This is a genomic window from Cyanobium sp. NIVA-CYA 375 (assembly GCF_056108345.1).
On record NZ_JBSYHW010000098.1, the window covers coordinates 1 to 6,536 of the forward strand.

Annotated in this window: 6 protein-coding genes; 1 reads left to right on the forward strand and 5 read right to left on the reverse strand. The window is 61.3% G+C overall.

Annotated elements, in window-relative coordinates:
• A partial coding sequence (locus AC01FP_RS15385) for an O-fucosyltransferase family protein (RefSeq protein ID WP_474481551.1) occupies positions 1-686 on the forward strand: 686 nt, incomplete at its 5' end.
• Positions 687-945: 259 nt separating this feature from the next.
• Here the strand turns inward: AC01FP_RS15385 and argS are convergent.
• The 5 genes from argS to nadC are packed head-to-tail and all read right to left on the reverse strand — an operon-like array spanning position 946 to position 6,345.
• The gene (gene argS / locus AC01FP_RS15390) at positions 946-2,733 is read right to left on the reverse strand and encodes an arginine--tRNA ligase (RefSeq protein ID WP_474481553.1); all 1,788 of its coding nucleotides are present in this window, start codon (positions 2,731-2,733) and stop codon (positions 946-948) included.
• Positions 2,734-2,773: 40 nt separating this feature from the next.
• Positions 2,774-3,928, reverse strand: coding sequence for a cyclophane-forming radical SAM/SPASM peptide maturase GrrM/OscB (gene grrM / locus AC01FP_RS15395; RefSeq protein ID WP_474481554.1), 1,155 nt, complete (start codon positions 3,926-3,928; stop codon positions 2,774-2,776).
• 20 nt (positions 3,929-3,948) lie between these two features.
• A complete protein-coding gene (gene grrA / locus AC01FP_RS15400) occupies positions 3,949-4,392 on the reverse strand; it encodes a GrrA/OscA1 family cyclophane-containing rSAM-modified RiPP (RefSeq protein WP_474481555.1) in 444 nt (147 codons plus the stop codon).
• Positions 4,393-4,423: 31 nt separating this feature from the next.
• Positions 4,424-5,428 (reverse strand): extracellular substrate binding-like orphan protein GrrP, encoded by a 1,005-nt coding sequence (gene grrP, locus AC01FP_RS15405; protein WP_474481556.1) that lies wholly within the window; start codon positions 5,426-5,428, stop codon positions 4,424-4,426.
• Positions 5,429-5,487: 59 nt separating this feature from the next.
• Positions 5,488-6,345, reverse strand: coding sequence for a carboxylating nicotinate-nucleotide diphosphorylase (gene nadC, locus AC01FP_RS15410; RefSeq protein WP_474481557.1), 858 nt, complete (start codon positions 6,343-6,345; stop codon positions 5,488-5,490).
• Positions 6,346-6,536: the final 191 nt, after the last annotated feature.

Below are 6,536 nucleotides of genomic sequence, written 5' to 3' on the forward strand. Positions count from 1 at the left end.
TGTCACTTTTAATATTTTTATCGAAATTTTATCAAATTAAATATTTTCACTACGAAGAGAAAAGCAGTAACGAGTTTCCCTGGATAATATCTGATTTAATTGATATTGAAGGAATTTATTTTACCCAAGCCAAAACCAGGATAAATAGCCCATATTTTCTCACGGTACATCACAACAGTGCCAAAGGAACAATTATTAAGAAGTTTGGCTACGACGGCATGAAAAAGATAAAGCCAAAATCTTTTGCGGTAAAAGCAAATATTGCTTCAATGCCCCTTGGAGCCCATTGCATTGGGATACATATTCGCACAACAGACTCTCATCACGCAAACAACCCTAGACAAGTGCCAAGAGATTCAATACAAAGAATACTCAAAACTCTTCACAGTCATTCTACACTTAATGGCTGCAACCATGCGTATCTTGCTTGCGACAGCCTGGAAGCAAGAAATACATGGAGTGAAATAATTACAAAAAATACTAATCTACGTGTTATCCATAACTGCGCTTCATACGACCAATCCCAACTTCGTCAAACAAGTTCTGATGACATGATTACCGATTTTTTTGCACTCTCAAAATGTGGCTTTCTATTGCGCTCTGTACCTTCTGAATTTTCGCGATTCGCTGCACTTGTTGGAGGACTCAAAATGAAATATAATCAGCTTGAAGGCAAGCTTGGTTAAATACTAGCAACCACTGCCTTAAAGATGACATCCTCTCTTGTGATTATTTAACCACCCCAGATGCCAAAGCTTTGACGAAAATAGGCTATGCATTCTTTGTTTGCTGCTTTTCGATCACGACCCTTATAGACAAGATTTCGCAGAGCTGCATGCCAGAACTTGATAGACAGGCAGCCAACAAATTGGCCTGGTGTGGAGCATATCGTCTGCGCAAATGAGCGTAATCTCAAAGGCAGGCTTATTGAACGCACAAGCTCCATCACATCCTCTCCAAGGTGGGGATACCCAGCAAGCCCAAACCCAGGGAGAGCGTGTCGGTGGTGAGGCGGCACAGGGCCAAGCGGGAGGCGCGGGCGGACTCTTCAGCCTTGAGCACCGGCACTTGGTCGTAGAAGCGGTTGAACACCTGGCTCAGTTCAAACAGGTAGTTGCAAAGCCGATTAGGCAACAGCTCCTGCTCAACTTCAGCAATCACCCCATCAAACTTGAGTAGCTCCCGCACCAGCGCCCACTCCTGCGCTTCGCTGAAGGTGAGTGAAGCAACGGCGCCAGCCCCCAGATCGCCTCCCTTGCGGGCGATGCCGGCGATGCGCACCACCGCGTAAAGCAGATAGGGCGCCGTGTTGCCCGTAAGCGCCAGCATCCGATCAAAGCTGAACTGATAGTTGGTGATCCGGTTGGTGCTGAGGTCGGCGTACTTCACCGCCGCCAAGCCCACGGAGGTGGCCACCTGCTGGATGAAGGCCTCGTCTTCGCTGCGCTGCTCATCGGCGAGGCGCTGACGCAGATCGGCCTCGGTGCGCTCCACCGCCTCATCGAGCAGGTCCTTGAGCCGCACCGTGTCGCCGGAGCGGGTCTTGAGCTTTTTGCCATCGTCGCCCTGTACCAAACCGAAGGGCACGTGCTCGACGCTGCAGTGGGAGGGTATCCAGCCCGCCCGCTGGGCCACCTGGAAGACCCCGGCGAAGTGGTTGGCCTGACCGGCATCGGTCACATAGATCACCCGGCTGGCGCCATCGCCGGCCGGCGCGGGAGCGAAGCGATAACGAATCGCCGCCAGGTCGGTGGTGGCGTAGTTGAAGCCGCCATCGCTCTTCTGCACGATCAGCGGCAGGGGCTGGCCGTCCTTGCCACTCACCCCCTCAAGAAACACGCAGCCGGCACCGGCGTCGACCACCAGCAGACCGGCAGCCCTGAGGTCGTCAACCACCTCCTGCAGGTAGGGGTTGTAGAAGGATTCGCCGCGCTCAGCAAGACGTATGCCGAGCTGGTCGTAGATCTTCTGGAATTCGCGGCGGCTCTGGTCGCACAGCAATCCCCAGGCCTTGAGCGACACCGGATCGCCCCCTTGCAACTTCACCACCTCCTCACGGGAGATGGTCTGGAAGCTTTCGTCGGCGTCGAAGCGGGCCTTGGCCTGGCGATAGAAGGCCACCAGATCACCCAGATCCACCGCATCGGCGGTATCGAGGGCCTCGGGCGCCACCTGCTTCAGGTGGGTAATCAGCATCCCAAACTGGGTGCCCCAGTCGCCCACATGGTTGAGCCGCAGCACCGGGTGGCCGCGAAACTCCAGCACCCGCGCCAGAGCATCACCAATGATCGTGGAGCGCAGGTGCCCCACGTGCATCTCCTTGGCGATGTTGGGGCTGGAGAAGTCCACAATCACCGGGGTGGGGGCTACCCAGGTCTCCGCCAGGCTCGGCACCCCCAGGCGCGGATCACCGAGCCGGGCCTGTAGCTCGGCTGCCAGCCGCTCGGGCCGCAGGGTGAGGTTGATGAAGCCGGGCCCAGCAATCTGGGGCTCCAGGCAAAGCTCGGCAAAGGCAGGATCGGCCGTAAGTTGCTCCACGATCGCCGTGGCAATAGCCCGGGGCGGCTGGCCCAGGGGTTTGGCCAGGGGTAGGGCCCCATTGGCCTGGAAGTCACCGAATTCCGGCTTGGACGCTGGCGCCAGCTGGGGATCGAGGGGCTGGTCCGCCTCCGGGAAGGCCCGCTGCATAGCTAGCAGAAGCTGGCCCTGCAGGGATTGGAGAACGGTCAGCATGGCAACGGTGGACCGCAGTGGCGGCAGGCACTTGCTGTGATCATCCCTCCCCAGCCAGCTGCAGGTCTGCCTCCATTCCCTGCAGCACTACATCAGCCACCAGCTTGATGCGATAGCGGCAGGCCTGGGTTTCCGTGCAGTCGAAACTGCGCTGCTCCCAGTATTTGTTGCTGCCCGCACCACCACCGCATAGCCCGAAGTACTCGCACTCCTGGCGGCAGCGCTCCACACCGGAGCGAATCTCCTGCAGCACCCGCTGCAATTTGTCTGTTGCGGCGATGGCTTCCAGGCTGTCGTGCAACACATGACCAAAAGCAAAATCGCCGTATTCGGCGGTGGGCACCGACAGCAACTCGGGATCAAAGGTCGACACATTGCCGCGGGCGTCCACATTGACGATCGCGAAGGGGGCGTTCATGTCGGTTTGGGCCATGCGGGCATTGCTGCAGGCCAGGCTGACGATCCCGTCAAATTCCCGCAGGCGCAGGCGCCCCGGCTGCTCCATGCAGCGCTGCCAAAACCGCTCTAAAAAGGCCCGATAGCGCTGCTCAGCGCAGGGAGCCTTGAGGCTGGAGGCGGCGTTTTCGCCTTCGGTCTCCTCCATGTTGAAGCCCAGGTCGGTGATGCCGTGCTCGAGGAAGAAATCAAACAGGCCATCGGCATGGTCGAGGGCATCGGCTGTGAGCACACAGATCACCTGAAAAGCAATCTGGCGCCGCAGCAGCCAGTCGATCCCCCGCATCACCGCCCCATGGGTGGGCAGGCCGGTGCGGGTAACCCGGTGGGCGTCATGCAGGAAGGCAGGGCCGTCCATGCTCACCCCCACGTGAATGTCATTGCGCTCAAAGCAGTCGCACCAGGCCCCATCGATCACGGTGGCATTGGTCTGCAGCGACTGGACGATCGTGCCGGCGGGCAGGCCGCGCCGCTCCAGCAGCTGGCGCAGGCGAGCACTGGCTTGGTCGTAGAAGGCGATTGGCGCCATAAGCGGTTCGCCCGCATGCCAAAGCAGGGTGAATTGGCCCTCGAAATAGGGGCTATCGAGCACCCGCTCCACCGCCGCCTCGAGCAGTTCCAGGGAGAGCTGGCTGCGATCACCCCGATCGGGCAGGTAGCAGTAGTCGCAATCGAGGTTGCAGTAGGGGGTGGGCTGCACCACCAGCAGCCGCACGGGGCCGTAAGCCTGGCTTTCCACTTCAGCAGCCTGGGGAGCGATCAGCGCCAGTAGCGACCACCATTTAGAAAGCCGCCATTGCGGAAGCCGCCATTTCGGAAGCCACCGTTGTTGAAACCGCCATTACGGAAGCCGCCGTTATAAAAACCACCGTTATTGAAACCGCCGTTATAAAAACCGCCGTTGCGAAAGCCGCCATTGCCCCAGCCCAAGCCCGAGCCGTTTACGAACACATAGGACACTGCGTCATCGGGCATACCTTCATCGGGCAAGCCTGAGGCTTCGGTGCCATCGCGCTCCTGCACTGCCGCCGCAATTCGGCTCAGCCGCTCCTCAATGCTGAGGGAGGTTGATTTAGCTGCGGTTTGATCCTGGGCTGAAGGCTCATGCTGGACGCTGGCTAAGGCCAGGGCCGCCGCCCCATCGAGGGGCAGGGAGGCCAGCAGTAACAGGCCGAAGAGATGGGAGCGGTTCAAGAACGCCATAACAACTGCGAAAAGGGTTTCAGCGAGGGGATCAGCGACCGGTCGAAGCAGCCTGACCTTCAAGAACGGGGCGAATCGTCTCAACCCCCAACAGCACAGCCTCAAAGCTGGCGCGGATCGCAGACTCGGGCAATCCCAGCGCACTCGCCGGACCGAGCCAGCGGTTCACGGCGGTCACCGTGTCTGGCTGGCCATCTAGATAACCCTGGAGCAGCCGGGCAATGGCCAGATTGACCACGTTGCGGAAGGCCGAGTCGTTTTCGGCGAGCACACAGCTCACCCCATAGGCCTCGTAGGGGAAATCCGGACTGAGGGCCAAGCCGGGCAGACCCTGCTGGCGCACCAGCCCCGCCAGCACGATCGTGTCGCCAATTACGCCGTCGACGCTGCCGGCCTGCATCGCGGCCACGGCAGCCTTGAGGTTGTCGAAGGCAACGGGCGTGGCCTTGGGCTGCATGCCCCGCAGTTCGGTTTCACCAAGCGACTGGCGCACCACCCCGATCCGCCGTCCCGCCAGAGCGGCCGGGCTGCCATCAAAACGGCCGCTGGGCGCCAGCAGTCTCACGCCGGAAAGGCCGATCGGCAGCGAGAAATCCACCTGCATGTCCAGCTCCCAGCTGAACGGCAGGCCGCAGGCGAGATCCGCCTTGCCGCTGGTGATGCTGTTCACCAGGCTGGCCGGATCGCCAATCGGCGCAAAGCGGACGCTCACAGGCCGGCCAACGGCCTGACTCAGCTCAGCGGCAATGCGTTCAGCCACCAAGATGCCGTAGCCGGAGGGCTGACCCTGGGGGCTCACCTTCATTAGGGGCGGGACGTCGGCGAAACCACTGAGCACCAGCTCGCCGCTGCGCGCTGCCCGCTGCACCGCCCCCTCCAGCTGTGCTTTGGGCTGGGGTTTGGTTTGGGATTGGGCCTGGACCGCCGCCGGCATTACGGCCAGCAGCCCGAGAGCTCCCACGCCAGCAGCCAGCCGGCGCCCAAGGCCAGCCAAGCGGGAGCTGCGCTTGGAAAAGCTGCGCTTTGGTGCTGCCACCCAACCTCGACATGAACTAGCCAAAGTATGCAGAGGCATGGCGTTAGTGCCAACTGGACTCAAAGCTCGAACCGCATGCTGAGATCTAGCCAAGGGCTGCGGGTGATCGGCGCGCTGGTGGAGATCAGGTCGATGCCGCTGCTGGCGTAGTCGCGGAGCTGCTCGGGCTGCACGCCTGAGGCTTCCAGCACCAGCTGCCGGCCGCCGGCCAGGCTGCGCAACTCAGGCACCAGCTGCCGCAACTGGGCCGGCGTGAATTCATCCAGCAGCACCCCATCGGCGCCGGCCCGCACCGCCGCCGCCGCCTCAGCCGCCGTTTCCGCCTCCACGATCACCTGGGCCGGCCAGGGCCCATTGGCCCGCACCGCCGCGATCGCCACCTCCAAGCCACCAGCCCAAGCCAGGTGGTTTTCCTTGAGCATGGCGGCGTCATCGAGGCCCTGGCGGTGGTTGCTGCCGCCGCCGCAGCGCACGGCGTACTTCTCGAGTCGGCGCAGGCCCGGTGTGGTCTTGCGGGTGTCGGCAAGGCGCACGCCCGTGCCCTCGAGCTCGGCTACTAGGGCGGCGGTGGCAGTGGCGATGCCGGAGAGCCGCATCGCCAGGTTGAGGGCCGTGCGCTCGCCGGCCACCAGGGCAGCGGCTCCACCCTCCAGCTCCAGCAGCCGCTGGCCTGCCACCACCGGCTCCCCATCAACCACCAGCAACTGCAGCCGCAGCGCCGGATCCAGCAAGCGGAACAGCGGCTCCACCAGCACCCCGCCGCAAAACACCCCGGGCGCCTTGGCCAGCCAGTGGGCCCGACCAGGGCGACCAGCCAGCGCCGCCGCCGTGAGATCGCCGCGGCCAATATCTTCTGCCAGCCAGGCGCGCAGCTGCAGCTCCAGCTCGGGGTTAAAGGGCAGATGGGCAGCAGGCATTACCCCTCCAGGCCAGGCCATCCCATGATGCGAGGCCATGGAGCTGGCGAATCCAGCTCTGCAGGAAAAGAAATACCAAAAAAGATTGCCAAATAGTCGTAGACGGCTTGTGTCAACGTAACCGTTCACGGGGCGTGCCGGCCTGACCTTGACATGACATAGGCAGTCACCACTTCATGATTGATGCGCAG